Raw genomic sequence first — 15,981 nt, forward strand, 5'->3', positions numbered from 1 at the left:
TGTCCTTTGTTAGTGAGTTGCTCCGCCTGTTACTGCAATGTCAGTTTCCACATGAAGCGCTGTGACAATGGCGATTTCCAACGCCTGACGCACCGTTTCCGCCGCCATGCTGGGCGCACCAGGATGTGCCGCCGCCTGTTCCGGCAGATAAGGAATATGGATAAATCCACCCTTCACGTCCTGAATATCGCGCAATTTATGCAACAGTCCATACATTACGTGGTTGCAGACAAAAGTGCCTGCGGTCTGAGAGACCGATGCCGGAATCCCCGCTTCACGCACCGCCGAGACCATCGCTTTGATCGGCAGCGTGCTAAACCAGGCTGCCGGGCCTTCCGCCACGATGGGCTCATCAACCGGCTGCCTGCCGCGATTATCGGGGATACGCGCATCGTCAATATTAATCGCCACGCGCTCCACGGTAATATCCGTACGCCCTCCGGCCTGCCCTATCGCCAGCACCAGCACCGGGGATAACGCGTCAATCGCCGCATTCAGCACGGTGAGAGAATCGCCAAAGACGCAAGGGAGCTGGCGGGCCACCACGCGACACCCTGCGATAATAGCATTGTCGAGACGCGAGACCACTTCCCAGGAAGGGTTAACCTGCTCGCCGCCGAAGGGTTCAAACCCGGTGATTAATACCGTCTTCATCCTTCCTCCTTACAGAAACATCAGGAAATACATCAGAAACACGTTAACCAACAGCAGCACAATACCGGTCGGCACCTGCGCTTTGATCACCGCATTTTTATCCGGCAGTTCCAGCAGCGCCGCAGGCACGATATTAAAGTTTGCCGCCATCGGCGTCATCAGCGTTCCGCAGTAGCCGGAGAACATGCCGATTGCCGCCATCACCGCCGGGTTACCGCCATGTTGCAGCACCAGGATTGGAATCCCAATCCCCGCCGTCACAATCGGGAATGCGGCAAAGGCGTTCCCCATCACCATCGTCAGTAGCGCCATACCGATGGTGTAGACCGCCACGGCGATAAAACGGCTATCGACGGCAAGATATTCCTGGGTGAGATACGAAATTCCACTGCCGACGCCTGCCGCGGTAAATAACAGCCCTAACGTGGCGAGGATCTGCGGTAAAATGAACGCCCAACCGATGGAATCCAGCAGACGACGCGCTTCCTGAATCGGCTGGTGCACCTTCTCATGCGTCATCTTTATCGCCATCCCCAGACCAATCAATGACCCCACAGTCATGGAAAACAGCGTCACCAGCGTGGCGTGATTGCCCGGCCCGAACAGCGCCTCCTGCAACCCGGGAACATGGTTGAACATAAGCACGCCGATCACCGTGACCACCGGGATCGCCAGCGCCGGATAAAACAGGCGGTTGCCCAGACGACTGGCGCTTTCCTCACGCTGTTCGCGAGTTCGCTGGTGATAGCTTCCGAGCTTCACGCCGCCGAAACCGGCAATCAGCGCCATCACCACCACCGCCCCACCGACGGCGATGTTAACCATACGTTTGTCACCCACCAGCTGATAAGTCCAGTCGCCGAGCAGGAACAGTACGCCATAAACGCCCCAGAATAACCCCGTCGTCAGGCGACGCGGATTGGCTTTGTCCTGCCAGGACATGACGGCGACAATCAACAGCACCACACCGGCCAGCCAATAGAGATAGCTTTGTTGAAAATTCATTTCGCCTCTCCTTTGCTCATCGCCGCGCTGACTTTCGCCACTTCACGTTGCAGATAATTGTCCAGACGCCACAGGCGCGCGCCGTGAATCAGAAAAGCGCAGATCGCCGTCGGAATCCCCCACAGCGCAATATGCAGCGGCTCGGTCTGAATCCCGCCGGACTCCAGCATGAAGTTATGCATAAAGATGATGGCGCCAAAAGCCACGAAAATGTCTTCGCCAAAAAACAGCCCGACGTTATCGGTGGCTGCTGACATTGCCCGCAGCCGGTAGCGAACCGTGCCTGGCAGTTCCCCGTGTATTTTCTCTGCCGCCCCTTCCGCCATCGGCGCCAGCAACGGACGCACCATTTGCGGATGGCCGCCGAGACTGGTCAGCCCCAGCGCTGCCGTCGCTTCGCGGACAAACAGATAGACAATCAGCAGACGTCCTGCCGTGGCGCTGCGGATTTTCGCGATCCACGCCTGCGCGCGCTCTTTGAGCCCGTGACGTTCCAGCAGACCGATAACCGCCAGCGGAATCAGCAGAATAAAGGGCAGGTTACGGGTATTGAGGAACCCTTCACCCAGTTTTTCGAGGATCGTGGCGATCGGCATCTGCGCCGCCAGTCCCGTGACGATCCCGGCAATAATGACCACTAATACCGGGTTAAAGCGTAAAAGAAATCCAGCCACAATGACGGCGATACCCATCAGTGGCCAGAGAGAAATTGCGTCTCCCATGATCCGTTCCTGTCAGTCGTGTTGCGTTGTTTTTATTTGCACAGCGCCTCTTCGGGCACTGTGTCAGCCTGGTTATTGGTTATGCCATAATCCTGATACTGCGTTCTTCAAACGCCGCGCGCAAACGACGGGCAAAAGCGAGTGCGTGCTCGCCGTCGCCGTGAATACATACCGTTTGCGCCACAACGTTCGCCCATTCACCGGTAATGCTTTTCACTCTACCGGATTCCACCATGCCCAGCGTTTGCGCCAACGCGTGTTCTTCGTCTTCTACCAGCGCGCCCGGCTGGGTTCGCGGCACCAGGCTGCCGTCAGCCTGATACCCCCGATCGGCAAAAACTTCCTGACGCGTCGTCAGGCCATAATGCTCGCCTGCGCGAATCAGTTCGCTACCCGCCAGCCCGACCAGAATCAGCGACGGATCGCAGGCATGTACCGCTCTGGCGATGGCATCCGCCAGCTGTGGATCTTTCGCCGCCTGGTTGTACAACATACCGTGCGGTTTGACATGACGCATAACGCCGCCTTCCGCGCGGGCTATCGCCGCCAGCGCGCCGATCTGGTACAGCGTCTGGCCGTAGACGGTTTCCGGCGGTAACGTCATGGCGGTGCGGCCAAAGTTTTCCCGGTCAGGGAAACTGGGATGCGCGCCAATCGCTACGCCGTTTTTCAGCGCTTCGCGCACGCTCGCCAGCATGGTTTGCGCATCGCCCGCGTGAAACCCGCAGGCGATGTTGGCGGATGACACCAGTTGCAGTAACGCCGCATCGCTGGCGCACCCTTCTCCTAAGTCTGCGTTAAGATCAATGTTCATCATTAAGTCGCCATGTTAACTGTTCCAGATAACGCTGCTGGTCGTGACGCGCCTTAAGCGCCTCCTCCAGCGTACACTGAACAAAATGGATCGGTTGCCCGAGAGGGATCTGCGCCAGATGATACATATCCGCCTCAATGATGCAGGCGATACGCGGGTAGCCGCCGGTGGTCTGGGCATCGTTCATCAACACGATCGGCTGACCATTATGCGGCACCTGAATAACGCCCGGCAGCAGCCCGTGCGACAGTAACTCACGTTCGGTGGTACGTTTCAGCGGTTGCCCCTGCAAACGATAGCCCATACGGTTACTTTGCGGGCTAAGCTGCCACGGCGAGCGCCAGAACGCCTCCTGCGAGGCCGCTTCAAACTCCTGGTATTCCGGGCCAGGCAACGCGCGAATCCGGTTCCCCCACAGCAGCTGTTTAACGCCCTGCGGGCCGCTGAACTGGCGTTCTGACCTTCCTGTCGCCAGCCGATCGCCATCTTTTAACAAGCGCCCTTCCAGCCCGCCAATGCCGACTTTCAGGTCGGTGCTGCACGACCCCATCACTTCAGGCACGTCAATGCCGCCCGCCACGGCCAGATAGCTGCGCATTCCGTGGAGCGGGCGCTTCAGCGCCAGACGCTGCCCCGCTTTCACCGGCAGCCGCCAGCCGGTCCAGACCGGTTGGTCGTCCAGACGGGCCTCGCACCCGGCGCCGGTCAATGCAAACCAGCCGTCGGATTCAAATTCCACCACCAGTTGGCCGAGCGTAATCTCCAGCGCCGGAGCACTGGCGTCATTCCCCACCAGCAGGTTCGCGATATGCAGCGCCGGTTTGTCCAGCGCGCCGCAATGGCTAATACCGGACTGACGATAGCCGTGTCGTCCCCCATCCTGCACTGAGGTGTACATACCCGCGCGAATAATGTTCAGCATACCCCCTCCTTCTGCGGGACAAAGCGTATGGTGTCGCCCGGACGTAACAGGATGGGCTCATCCCGCTGTGGGTCGAACAGCTTCAGCGGCGTATGGCCGATTAGTTGCCAGCCGCCCGGCGTCGGCAGAGGGTAAATCCCGGTTTGCGGGCCGCCAATCCCCACGGAACCCGCCGGAACAATCAGGCGCGGTTCTGCCCGCCTTGGCGTGTGCAATTGTTCCGGTAAGCCCCCGAGATACGGGAAGCCCGGCTGAAAACCTAAAAACCAGACGACGTACTCCACTGAAGCGTGCAGTTCAACTACCTGCTTTTCGCTTAATCCGCTGTGTCGCGCCACCTCCGCCAGATCCGGGCCGCCCTCGCCGCCGTAGGTCACGGGAATTTCGATAAAGCGTGAATCAGGCTCCAGCGCCTCGCTCTCTTCCCACCAGCGCTGCAAACGTTCAATCGCATCCAGCGCCAGCGTCTGCGGCTCACGCAGGATCACCGTGATATTGTTCATACCCGGAATTGCTTCAACAACATTCGGCATATCGACCAGACGCTGCGCCAGTCGCCAGATGCGTTTCTGGGATGCCAGCGTGACCGGCGGTTCAAGCTCCAGCACCACCGCCGTTTCACCTAACAGATAACAACGCGCTCGTTGCACTTTCGTCCCTCTCGTGTTTTATGCGTTATGCCGGATTAGGAATATCAATAAAGGTCACATCCAGACTCGTATTTTCAGTCAGCCATTCGCTTAACGCGCGAATACCGCCGCGCTCGGTGGCGTGGTGTCCGGCGGCATAGAAATGCAGCCCCTGTTCGCGGGCGGAGTGAATCGTTTGTTCAGAGACCTCGCCGGTAATAAACGCATCCACGCCAAAGCGCGCGGCGCTGTCGATAAAACTTTGCCCGCCACCGGTACACCAGGCCACACGCTGCACTTTTTCCGGCCCGGTATCGCCGCACCATAACGGTTTACGCCCCAGGCGCGCTTCAATCCACGAGGCCAGTTCCAGGCCCGGCACCGGCATTGATAACTCTCCCCACGGCACCAGCGGCTCGATTTCCCCCATCACGGTAATGCCAAGCAGCGCCGCCAGCTGCACGTTGTTTCCCAGTTCCGGGTGCGCATCCAACGGCAGATGCCAGCCATAGAGGTTAATGTCATTCGCCAGCAGCGTTTTCAGCCGATTGCGTTTCATACTGCGAATGACCGGAGATTCCCCTTTCCAGAAGTAACCATGATGAACGATGACCGCATCAGCCTGCTGGCGTACCGCTTCATCCAGTAAGGCCTGGCTTGCCGTCACGCCGGTCACGATTTTTTGCACCGTCTCTTTGCCTTCAACCTGTAAGCCATTCGGCGCGTAATCGCTGATGGCCGCGCTGTTCAGCTTTTCATTGATCAGTTGTTCCAGTTCGGTGTTTTTCATCATCGCTCCCTTCTTCATATGTGCACTACGTTAAAATAGCGTTCTCCCGTCACTTCGTCGATAGCCATTTCTTCGACACATTGAGAAACAATCACGCCGTTTTAAGACGCAAAATGCTTACCCTTACTCGATCTGATTCATGTATATTTATGCAATCAGACAGCATATTGCAAAAATAATCAGATCTGTATCGAAGTTATAACTTTAAGGAAACACACTCACGCCGCGGATTTCTTTTGCGGTGTGACATCCATCCCGGAATCACAATGAATAAACCATCTTCTCAACCGCGCGCCATTTATTACGTCGTCGCACTGCAAATTTGGGAATACTTCAGCTTTTACGGCATGCGCGCCCTGCTGATTCTCTACCTCACCAACCAGCTAAAATACGACGATAACCATGCGTATGCGCTGTTCAGCGCTTACTGTTCGCTGGTCTATGTCACCCCGATTCTCGGCGGGTATCTGGCGGATAAAGTGCTTGGTAATCGCATGGCGGTCATGCTGGGAGCATTTTTGATGGCCGTTGGGCATCTGGTGCTGGGGGCGAGTGAAATCGCGCCGACCTTCCTTTATTTGTCGCTGGCGATCATCGTCTGCGGTTACGGTCTGTTCAAATCCAACATCAGTTGCCTGTTGGGTGAGCTGTATAAACCGGAAGATCCACGCCGTGACGGGGGATTCTCACTGCTGTATGCCGCCGGCAATATCGGCTCGATCGTTGCCCCTATCGCCTGTGGTTATGTTCAGGAAGAGTACAGCTGGGCGATGGGTTTTGCGCTGGCCGCCATCGGCATGATCGCCGGGTTAATTATCTTCCTGTGCGGCAATCGCCATTTCGCCCACACCACTGGGGTAAATAAAGCCGTGCTGCACGCCAGAACGTTTGTTCTGCCCAACTGGTGTTGGCTGCTGGTGCTGTTGGTCGCCGCGCCGCTGCTGATCACGGTGCTGTTCTGGAAAGAATGGTCGGTCTATGCGCTGATTGTCGCCACCGTCATTGGTCTTGCGGTGCTGACAAAAATCTACCGTCAGGCACAGACGCAAAAACAGCGTAAAGAGCTGGGGCTGATTGTGGTTCTCACCTTCTTCAGCATGTTGTTCTGGGCGTTCGCCCAACAGGGCGGCAGCTCCATCAGTTTGTACATCGACCGATTTGTGAACCGTACGATTCTGGGTTACGAAGTACCGACGGCAATGTTCCAGTCAGTGAATGCCTTCGCGGTCATGCTGTGCGGCGTGGTGCTGGCCTGGCTGATTAAGGAGAGTATGGGCGGCAACCGTACCGTGCGGATCTGGGGGAAATTCGCCCTGGGTCTCGGTTTAATGAGCGCCGGATTCTGCATTCTGACCGTAAGCGCCCGGTTATCTGCCGCCTACGGTCACTCTTCTATACCACTGATGATCTTAGGGTTGGCGGTAATGGGTTTTGCCGAGTTGTTCATCGACCCGGTCGCAATGTCGCAGATTACACGTATTGAGATCCCTGGCGTGACGGGCGTTCTGACCGGTATCTATATGTTGCTCTCCGGCGCAATCGCCAACTATCTGGCTGGCGTCATTGCTGATCAGACCTCGCAGAGCGCGTTTGATGCAAGCGGCGCGATCAACTACGCCATCAATGCCTATATCGATGTGTTCGACCAGATAACCTGGGGAGCGCTGGCCTGCGTGGCGCTGGTACTGCTGATTTGGCTGTATCAGTCGCTCAAATTCAGAAACCGCCCGCTGGCGGTTGAGTCCTGAATGACATTACGCCCGGTGGCGCTACACTTACCGGGCCTACAGTGCGGCACTATCTGTAGGCCGGATAAGGCATCGCCGCCATCCGGCATAACGTATAAAAAAACCGCCACATTTCTTACGCCCGGGGGCGCGACGCTTACCGGGCCTACAGTGTGGCACTATCCTGTAGGTCGGATAAGGCATCGCCGCCATCCGACCGCCACATTCATTACGCCCGGTGGCGCGACGCTTACCGGGCCTACAGTGTGGCACTATCCTGTAGGCCGGATAAGGCATCGCCGCCATCCGGCATAACGTATAAAAAAACCGCCACATTTCTGTTGGCGGTTTTCTCGGACGATGCTGTATATCAGTAGAAATCGCAGGTCACTTTTTCTGCCTGCTCCATCCACACCGGTTTATCGCTGGTTTTCGACCAGACGCGATGCAGATAGCTGTAAAAACGAGCACGGTCTTTCCAGAACAACATGACCGGCAGCGCCAGAACCCCAGCCACAACGGCGAGAATGCGGCGCAACAAAACAACATGAGCTGGATATTCTTTATAGAGTTCCATACTTTTCTCCCCTTTATCTGGCCGGTAATCATCACCGGTAAAGTCAAATTGGTTATCTGCTGAAAATAGTACCGCTTTGCGTGTAATTTTACTACTCATCCGACCACTTATTTTTGTCTATTTAAGCTTTATTTACATTCGCCCTGTAATTAAGTTACATAAAAGTTAAATTAATACTAATCATTAGTTAAATGATGGTCTTTTCCATTTTTATACTTTTTTTACACCCTACGCGCCGATTTTTGCGAAATCTTTGCAGGCAAAAAATTACCCTCCGCATATCAGAAGAAAAACCACTGGAGGTGCACCGTGAGTGCAGGCGTAATCATCGGCATCGTGCTGATTTTCTTACTTTTGGGTTACCTGGTGTATGCCCTGATTAATGCGGAGGCATTCTGATGGCGGCCCAGGGATTTTTACTGACAGCCAGTTTTTTACTGATCCTGTTCGTGCTCGCCCGCCCTTTAGGCGTGGGTCTGGCGCGACTTATCAACGACATTCCCCTGCCAGGCACCGCCAGCGCAGAGCGTCTGCTATGGCGCGGGTTGGGGATACCGACGCAAGAAATGGACTGGAAACAGTATCTGCTGGCCATTCTTACCCTGAATCTGTTGGGTCTGGCAGTGCTGTTTCTGATGCTGCTGGGGCAAAACCTGCTGCCGCTGAACCCGCAGCAGTTGCCTGGCCTTTCCTGGCATCTGGCGCTCAATACGGCCATCAGTTTTGTCACCAATACCAACTGGCAGTCCTACGGCGGGGAAACCACCTTAAGCTACTTCAGCCAGATGGCGGGACTGACCGTACAGAACTTCCTGTCGGCGGCTACCGGTATCGCAGTGATCTTCGCCCTGATCCGCGCCTTTACGCGCCAGAGCATGGATACGCTGGGCAACGCCTGGATGGATTTGGTGCGCATTACGCTGTGGATCTTATTGCCGCTCGCCCTGTTAATCGCCCTGCTTTTCATCCAGCAGGGCGCACTGCAAAACCTGCTGCCCTATCAATCGTTCACCAGTGTTGAAGGTGTGAAACAGCTTTTACCGATGGGGCCGGTAGCTTCACAGGAAGCCATAAAGATGCTCGGCACCAACGGCGGCGGGTTCTTCAACGCCAACTCATCGCATCCGTTTGAAAACCCGAGCGCATTAACCAACATGGTACAGATGCTGGCGATCTTTTTGATTCCCGCCGCGCTTTGCTTTGCCTTTGGCGATGCGTCAGGCGATCGCCGTCAGGGGCAGATGCTGCTGTGGGCGATGTCGATCATTTTCGTAGTCTGCGTCGCCGTGGTGATGTCGGCGGAAGTCCAGGGTAATCCTCATCTGCTGAAGTTTGGCGCCGACAGCAGCCTCAATATGGAAGGCAAAGAGAGCCGCTTTGGCGTGCTGGTCAGCAGCCTGTTCGCCGTCGTGACCACGGCGGCCTCCTGCGGGGCGGTTATCGCTATGCATGACTCTTTTACCGCACTGGGCGGCATGGTGCCAATGTGGCTGATGCAAATCGGCGAAGTGGTTTTTGGCGGCGTCGGTTCGGGTTTGTACGGCATGCTGTTGTTCGTATTGTTAGCCGTATTTATCGCCGGGCTGATGATTGGCCGCACGCCAGAATATCTGGGTAAAAAAATCGACGTGCGCGAAATGAAAATGACCGCCCTGGCGATTCTGATTACCCCGACGCTGGTATTGCTCGGTACGGCGCTGGCGATGATGACCGAAACCGGCCGCAGCGGAATGCTCAACCCCGGCCCACACGGTTTTAGCGAAGTGCTGTACGCCGTCTCTTCGGCGGCCAACAACAACGGCAGCGCCTTTGCCGGTCTGAACGCCAACACGCCCTTCTGGAACTGCCTGCTGGCCTTCTGCATGTTTGTCGGTCGCTTCGGGGTGATTATCCCGGTCATGGCAATTGCCGGATCGCTGGTCGGTAAAAAGCGCCAGCCGGCCAGCCCCGGCACACTGCCGACGCACGGCGCGCTGTTTGTCGGCCTGCTGATCGGTACGGTGTTGCTGGTGGGCGCACTGACCTTTATTCCTGCGCTGGCGCTTGGGCCGGTTGCTGAACACCTCTCTTTATATTGAGCGAAGCGGAGTACATGGTGATGAGTCGCAAACAACTGGCGCTGTTCGAGCCCTCCCTGGTCGCTCAGGCGCTGATCGAGGCCGTGAAAAAATTAAGCCCACATACCCAGTGGCGCAATCCGGTCATGTTTATTGTCTGGATCGGCAGTCTGCTGACGACCCTTATCACGGTGGCGATAGCAACCGGGCAAATGCCAGGTAATCCCCGGTTTACTGGCGCGATAAGCCTCTGGCTGTGGGTTACCGTCCTGTTCGCTAACGTTGCCGAAGCGCTGGCGGAAGGTCGCAGCAAAGCGCAGGCCAGCAGTCTGAAAGGGGTGAAGAAAACGGCATTTGCCCGCAAACTGCGTGAACCAAAGTATGGCGCGCAGGCGGATCGCCTCCCTGCCGATGAGCTGCGTAAAGGGGATATCGTCCTGGTTGAAGCGGGCGATATTATTCCCTGCGACGGCGAGGTCATTGAAGGCGGCGCATCGGTGGACGAAAGCGCCATTACCGGTGAGTCCGCGCCGGTGATTCGTGAATCCGGCGGCGACTTTGCCTCAGTGACCGGCGGAACACGTATTCTCTCCGACTGGCTGGTCATCGAATGCAGCGTGAATCCCGGCGAAACCTTCCTTGACCGGATGATCGCGATGGTGGAAGGCGCGCAGCGCCGTAAAACGCCAAACGAAATCGCGCTGACCATTCTGCTGATTGCCCTGACTATTGTCTTTTTACTGGCAACCGCCACGCTCTGGCCCTTTTCCGCCTGGGGCGGCCATGCCGTCAGCGTGACGGTGCTGGTCGCCCTGCTGGTTTGCCTGATCCCCACCACTATCGGCGGATTACTTTCGGCGATCGGCGTCGCCGGGATGAGTCGAATGCTGGGAGCAAACGTCATCGCCACCAGTGGGCGGGCGGTAGAAGCCGCAGGCGACGTGGACGTGCTGCTGCTGGATAAAACCGGCACCATCACCCTCGGCAACCGTCAGGCCTCGGACTTTCTGCCCGCTCAGGGCGTGGATGAAAAGACGCTGGCCGACGCGGCGCAGCTCTCTTCGCTGGCCGACGAGACGCCGGAAGGCCGCAGCATCGTCATTCTCGCCAAACAGCGTTTTAATCTGCGCGAGCGCGATGTGCAGTCGCGCCATGCCACCTTTGTTCCCTTTACCGCGCAAAGCCGGATGAGCGGCATCAACATTGATAACCGAATGATCCGTAAAGGTTCCGTGGACGCCATTCGCCGCCACGTTGAAGCCAGCGGCGGTCACTTCCCCGCTGACGTGGAGCAAAAAGTGGATAGCGTCGCCCGTCTTGGCGCCACGCCGCTGGTGGTGGTGGAAGGTTCCCGCGTGCTGGGCGTTATCGCGCTGAAAGATATTGTCAAAGGCGGGATTAAGGAACGGTTTGCCCAGTTGCGCAAAATGGGCATCAAAACGGTGATGATCACCGGCGACAACCGCCTGACGGCAGCGGCGATTGCCGCCGAAGCCGGAGTGGATGATTTCCTGGCGGAAGCCACACCAGAAGCCAAGCTGGCGTTGATCCGCCAGTACCAGGCTGAAGGTCGCCTGGTGGCGATGACCGGCGACGGAACCAACGATGCACCGGCGCTGGCGCAGGCTGATGTGGCAGTGGCAATGAACTCCGGTACTCAGGCAGCGAAAGAAGCCGGTAACATGGTGGATCTGGATTCCAACCCGACCAAGCTGATCGAAGTGGTGCATATCGGTAAACAGATGCTGATGACGCGCGGTTCGCTCACCACGTTCAGTATCGCCAATGACGTGGCGAAATATTTCGCCATCATTCCGGCGGCGTTTGCCGCGACGTACCCGCAGTTGAATACGCTGAACATTATGCGTCTGCATTCGCCGGATTCCGCAATCCTCAGCGCGGTGATCTTCAATGCGTTGATTATCGTTTTTCTGATCCCGCTGGCATTGAAAGGGGTGAGCTATAAGCCGCTTTCGGCCTCTGCCATGCTGCGCCGTAATCTGTGGATCTACGGCCTGGGTGGTCTGGTTGTGCCGTTTATCGGCATTAAAGTGATTGATTTACTGCTGACTCTGCTGGGTCTGGTGTGAGGTTTATAATGAGTGGATTACGTCCTGCATTATCAACGCTGGTGTTTCTGACGCTGCTAACCGGCGGCATTTACCCGCTGCTTACCACCGCGCTGGGGCAATGGTGGTTCCCGCATCAGGCTAACGGCTCACTGATTGTTGATGGCAGTCTCGTGCGCGGCTCTGCGCTTATCGGGCAGAATTTTACCGCCGACGGCTATTTTCAGGGACGCCCGTCAGCAACGGCGGAAATACCCTATAATCCCATGGCTTCCGGCGGCAGTAATCTGGCGGTCAGTAACCCGGAGCTGGATAACCAGTTGCAGCAGCGGGTGAAGGCGCTGCGGGCCGCTAACCCGGACGCCAGCACGACGATTCCGGTGGAGCTGCTCACCGCCTCCGCCAGCGGGCTGGACAATAACCTGACGCCAGCAGCGGCGGCGTGGCAGATCCCGCGCGTCGCCAAAGCGCGAAATCTCAGCGTTGAAGCCGTGACGCAGTTGGTCGCAGAATATACGCAAAAGCCGCTGGTGAGTTTTATCGGCCAGCCAGTGGTCAATATCGTGGAACTCAATTTAGCGCTGGATAAGCTCTGATGGTTAATGAAGAACCGCTACGCCCTGACCCCGATCGCCTGCTGGAACAGACCGCCGCACCACACCGGGGAAAACTGAAAATCTTCTTCGGCGCCTGCGCAGGCGTCGGGAAAACCTGGGCGATGCTGGCTGAGGCGCAGCGACTGCGGGCGCAAGGGCTGGATATTTTGACGGGTGTCGTGGAAACCCACGGGCGTAAAGAGACCGCCGCGCTGCTGGACGGCCTCAGCATCCTGCCGCTAAAACGGCAGACGCGTCACGGACGCCATCTCAGCGAGTTCGATCTCGACGCAGCGCTGGCCCGTCGCCCGGCGCTTATTCTCATGGACGAACTGGCGCACAATAATGCGCCAGGCTCGCGCCACCCCAAACGCTGGCAGGATATTGAAGAGCTGCTGGAAGCGGGTATTGACGTCTTTACCACCGTCAACGTCCAGCACCTGGAAAGCCTCAACGATGTGGTCAGCGGCGTGACCGGCATTCAGGTTCGTGAAACCGTGCCAGACCCTTTCTTCGATGCCGCCGACGAGGTGGTTCTGGTCGACCTGCCACCTGACGATCTGCGAGCGCGTCTGAAAGAGGGCAAGGTGTACATTGCCGGTCAGGCTGAACGCGCCATTGAGCACTTCTTTCGCAAAGGCAATTTGATCGCCCTGCGTGAACTGGCGCTGCGCCGCACGGCCGACCGGGTGGACGATCAAATGCGCGCCTGGCGGAGTCATCCGGGCGAAGAGAAAGTGTGGCATACCCGCGACGCCATTCTGCTGTGCATCGGGCACAACACCGGCAGTGAAAAACTGGTGCGTGCCGCCGCGCGGCTGGCGGCCCGCCTCGGCAGCGTCTGGCACGCGGTGTATGTCGAAACCCCGGCGCTGCATCGCCTGCCGGAAAAGCAGCGGCGCGCCATCTTGAGCGCCCTGCGTCTGGCGCAGGAGCTGGGCGCGGAGACCGCCACGCTTTCCGATCCCGCCGAAGAAAAAGCGGTTGTGCGTTACGCCCGGGAACATAACCTCGGCAAAATTGTGCTGGGGCGTCCGGCAACGCGACGCTGGTGGCGCAGAGATTCGTTTGCCGATCGCCTGGCGAAACAGGCGCCGGATCTCGATCAGGTGGTCGTCGCCCTTGATGATCCCCCGACTCGCCCGTTGAATCAGACACCGGATACCCGTGCCTTCAAAGATAAGTGGCGGGTGCAGATACAGGGCTGCCTGGTCGCGATCGCCCTTTGCGCGGTGACCACCGTCATCGCCGTACAGTGGATGGTCGCCTTTGATGCCGCTAACCTGGTGATGCTGTATCTGCTGGGCGTGGTGATTATCGCTCTGTTTTATGGGCGCTGGCCCTCGGTAGTGGCAACCTTTATTAACGTCGCCAGCTTCGATCTCTTTTTTATTGCTCCTCGCGGCACGCTTGCCGTTTCCGATGTGCAGTATCTGTTGACCTTCGCCGTGATGCTGACGGTGGGGCTGGTGATCGGTAACCTGACGGCGGGCGTGCGCTATCAGGCGCGGGTTGCCCGCTATCGGGAACAGCGCACGCGCCATCTGTACGAGATGTCCAAAGCGCTGGCGGTGGGGCGAAGCAGGCAGGATATCGCCGCCACCAGCGAACAGTTTATCGCTTCCACGTTTCAGGCCCGCAGCCAGGTGTTATTGCCGGATGAAAACGGCACGCTGACGCCGCTGACCCACCAGCAGGGCATAACGCCGTGGGATGACGCCATCGCCCGGTGGAGCTTTGACAAAGGCCTGCCGGCCGGGGCGGGCACGGATACCCTGCCCGGCGTGCCGTATCAAATTTTACCGTTAAAAAGCGCCGATAAAACGCATGGACTGGTGGTGGTCGAGCCGGGGAATCTTCGTCAGTTGATGATCCCGGAGCAACAGCGGCTACTGGAAACATTCACCTTGCTGGTCGCCAGCGCGCTGGAGCGTCTGACGCTTACCGCCAGTGAAGAGCTGGCCCGACTCGCCAGCGAGCGCGAGAGCATTCGCAATGCCCTGCTCGCCGCCCTCTCCCACGACTTGCGCACGCCGCTGACGGTGCTGTTTGGTCAGGCGGAGATTTTAACCCTGGATTTGGCAAGTGAAGGATCGCCACATGCGCGCCAGGCCAGCGAAATCCGCCAGCACATACTCAACACCACCCGGCTGGTGAATAACCTGCTGGATATGGCGCGCATCCAGTCCGGTGGATTTAATCTTAAAAAAGAGTGGCTGACGCTGGAAGAGGTTGTCGGCAGCGCCCTGCAAATGCTGGAGCCGGGGCTATCCCACCCCATTAACCTGTCGCTGCCAGCGCCGCTGACGCTGGTACACGTTGACGGCCCGCTGTTTGAACGGGTACTGATCAACCTTCTGGAAAACGCCGTCAAATACGCCGGTTCGCAGGCGGAGATCGGCATTGATGCCCATATTGAAGACGAACATCTTCAGCTTGACGTCTGGGATAATGGCCCCGGCATTCCTGACGGGCAGGAGAAAAGCATCTTTGATAAATTTGCCCGGGGAAATAAAGAGTCTGCCGTACCGGGCGTTGGGCTGGGGCTGGCTATTTGCCAGGCGATTGTTGAAGTGCACGGTGGAACGATTTCCGCCCACAATCGCCCGCAGGGCGGAGCCTGTTTCCGTGTTACACTCCCGCAGGAAACTGCGCCTGAACTTGAAGATTTTCATGAGGATATGTGACCAACGTTCTGATTGTTGAAGACGAACAGGCTATTCGCCGCTTTCTGCGCAGCGCGCTGGAAAGCGACGGGCTGCGCGTGTACGAAGCAGAGACGCTAAGCCGTGGGTTGCTGGAAGCCGCCACGCGGAAACCCGATCTCATCATTCTTGATCTTGGCCTGCCTGACGGCGACGGCATCGATTTTATTCGCGACCTGCGACAATGGAGCGCAATTCCGGTGATTGTGCTTTCTGCTCGCAGCGAGGAGAGCGATAAAATCACTGCGCTGGATGCAGGCGCCGATGACTATCTGAGTAAACCCTTCGGCATTGGCGAACTACAGGCGCGCTTACGCGTGGCGCTGCGCCGTCACGCCAGCGGCCCTTCTCCTGACCCCATCGCGCACTTTTCCAGCATAAAAGTGGACTTAGCAGCACACCTTGTCCACCGTGATGAAGAAGAAATTCACCTGACGCCGATTGAGTTTCGCCTACTGGCCGTGTTGCTGAATAATGCGGGCAAAGTGCTCACCCAGCGGCAGCTGTTGAACCAGGTCTGGGGCCCGAACGCCGTCGAGCACAGTCACTATTTGCGTATTTATATGGGTCACCTGCGACAGAAACTGGAGAAAGATCCCGCCCGCCCCCGCCATTTCATTACCGAAACCGGAATCGGTTATCGTTTTATGCCATGAATGGTTATTCATTTTTTTTAATTAATTCCTAAATATCATTTTTATCATTAACCACACT

General features: G+C 57.4%; 15 protein-coding genes. 7 read left to right on the forward strand and 8 right to left on the reverse strand.

The window, feature by feature from the left end; all coding sequences use genetic code 11:
• Positions 1 to 9: 9 nt before the first annotated feature.
• The 7 genes from pcp to ybgI all read right to left on the reverse strand — a co-directional run bounded on the left by pcp (position 10) and on the right by ybgI (position 5,536).
• Positions 10 to 654 carry a pyroglutamyl-peptidase I gene (pcp, locus tag OGV79_RS08830; RefSeq protein WP_286468249.1) on the reverse strand — a complete coding sequence of 215 codons (645 nt, stop codon included), beginning with the start codon at positions 652 to 654 and terminating at the stop codon, positions 10 to 12.
• A gap of 9 nt (positions 655 to 663) precedes the next feature.
• Positions 664 to 1,659: a DUF979 domain-containing protein gene (locus tag OGV79_RS08835; RefSeq protein WP_115181838.1), complete on the reverse strand. Its 996-nt coding sequence runs from the start codon at positions 1,657 to 1,659 to the stop codon at positions 664 to 666.
• On the reverse strand, positions 1,656 to 2,381 hold the full coding sequence (locus tag OGV79_RS08840; RefSeq protein ID WP_012133295.1) for a DUF969 domain-containing protein: 726 nt from the start codon (positions 2,379 to 2,381) through the stop codon (positions 1,656 to 1,658). The genes OGV79_RS08835 and OGV79_RS08840 overlap by 4 nt, the downstream gene beginning before the upstream one ends.
• Before the next feature lie 79 nt (positions 2,382 to 2,460).
• On the reverse strand, positions 2,461 to 3,195 hold the full coding sequence (gene pxpA, locus OGV79_RS08845) for a 5-oxoprolinase subunit PxpA (protein WP_049009860.1): 735 nt from the start codon (positions 3,193 to 3,195) through the stop codon (positions 2,461 to 2,463).
• Positions 3,185 to 4,117 carry a 5-oxoprolinase subunit PxpC gene (gene pxpC / locus OGV79_RS08850; RefSeq protein WP_012133297.1) on the reverse strand — a complete coding sequence of 311 codons (933 nt, stop codon included), beginning with the start codon at positions 4,115 to 4,117 and terminating at the stop codon, positions 3,185 to 3,187. The genes pxpA and pxpC overlap by 11 nt, the downstream gene beginning before the upstream one ends.
• Positions 4,111 to 4,767, reverse strand: coding sequence for a 5-oxoprolinase subunit PxpB (gene pxpB, locus OGV79_RS08855; protein ID WP_047458123.1), 657 nt, complete (start codon positions 4,765 to 4,767; stop codon positions 4,111 to 4,113). The genes pxpC and pxpB overlap by 7 nt, the downstream gene beginning before the upstream one ends.
• Positions 4,768 to 4,792: 25 nt before the next feature.
• Positions 4,793 to 5,536 carry a radiation resistance protein YbgI gene (ybgI, locus tag OGV79_RS08860; protein ID WP_058669154.1) on the reverse strand — a complete coding sequence of 248 codons (744 nt, stop codon included), beginning with the start codon at positions 5,534 to 5,536 and terminating at the stop codon, positions 4,793 to 4,795.
• A gap of 266 nt (positions 5,537 to 5,802) precedes the next feature.
• On the opposite strand from ybgI, the gene OGV79_RS08865 reads away from it, so the two are divergent.
• Positions 5,803 to 7,284, forward strand: a complete 1,482-nt coding sequence (locus OGV79_RS08865) for an MFS transporter (protein ID WP_286468250.1) — start codon at positions 5,803 to 5,805, stop codon at positions 7,282 to 7,284.
• Positions 7,285 to 7,633: 349 nt separating this feature from the next.
• Here the strand turns inward: OGV79_RS08865 and OGV79_RS08870 are convergent, their stop codons facing one another.
• Positions 7,634 to 7,840 (reverse strand): YbfA family protein, encoded by a 207-nt coding sequence (locus OGV79_RS08870; protein ID WP_115182348.1) that lies wholly within the window; start codon positions 7,838 to 7,840, stop codon positions 7,634 to 7,636.
• Positions 7,841 to 8,149: 309 nt separating this feature from the next.
• Between OGV79_RS08870 and kdpF the strand changes: the two genes are divergently transcribed.
• The 6 genes from kdpF to kdpE are packed head-to-tail and all read left to right on the forward strand — an operon-like array spanning position 8,150 to position 15,923.
• Complete coding sequence (gene kdpF, locus OGV79_RS08875; RefSeq protein ID WP_042285393.1) at positions 8,150 to 8,239, forward strand: K(+)-transporting ATPase subunit F; 90 nt, start codon at positions 8,150 to 8,152, stop codon at positions 8,237 to 8,239.
• Positions 8,239 to 9,918 carry a potassium-transporting ATPase subunit KdpA gene (kdpA, locus tag OGV79_RS08880; RefSeq protein ID WP_286468251.1) on the forward strand — a complete coding sequence of 560 codons (1,680 nt, stop codon included), beginning with the start codon at positions 8,239 to 8,241 and terminating at the stop codon, positions 9,916 to 9,918. The genes kdpF and kdpA overlap by 1 nt, the downstream gene beginning before the upstream one ends.
• A gap of 20 nt (positions 9,919 to 9,938) precedes the next feature.
• Positions 9,939 to 11,987, forward strand: coding sequence for a potassium-transporting ATPase subunit KdpB (gene kdpB, locus OGV79_RS08885; protein WP_286468252.1), 2,049 nt, complete (start codon positions 9,939 to 9,941; stop codon positions 11,985 to 11,987).
• Positions 11,988 to 11,995: 8 nt separating this feature from the next.
• A complete protein-coding gene (kdpC, locus tag OGV79_RS08890; RefSeq protein WP_101743884.1) occupies positions 11,996 to 12,562 on the forward strand; it encodes a potassium-transporting ATPase subunit KdpC in 567 nt (188 codons plus the stop codon).
• On the forward strand, positions 12,562 to 15,249 hold the full coding sequence (kdpD, locus tag OGV79_RS08895; protein ID WP_286468253.1) for a two-component system sensor histidine kinase KdpD: 2,688 nt from the start codon (positions 12,562 to 12,564) through the stop codon (positions 15,247 to 15,249). The genes kdpC and kdpD overlap by 1 nt, the downstream gene beginning before the upstream one ends.
• A complete protein-coding gene (kdpE, locus tag OGV79_RS08900; protein ID WP_286468254.1) occupies positions 15,246 to 15,923 on the forward strand; it encodes a two-component system response regulator KdpE in 678 nt (225 codons plus the stop codon). The genes kdpD and kdpE overlap by 4 nt, the downstream gene beginning before the upstream one ends.
• Positions 15,924 to 15,981: the final 58 nt, after the last annotated feature.

It is taken from the genome of Citrobacter sp. CK185, assembly GCF_030333565.1.
Lineage (GTDB): Bacteria > Pseudomonadota > Gammaproteobacteria > Enterobacterales > Enterobacteriaceae > Citrobacter_B > Citrobacter_B koseri.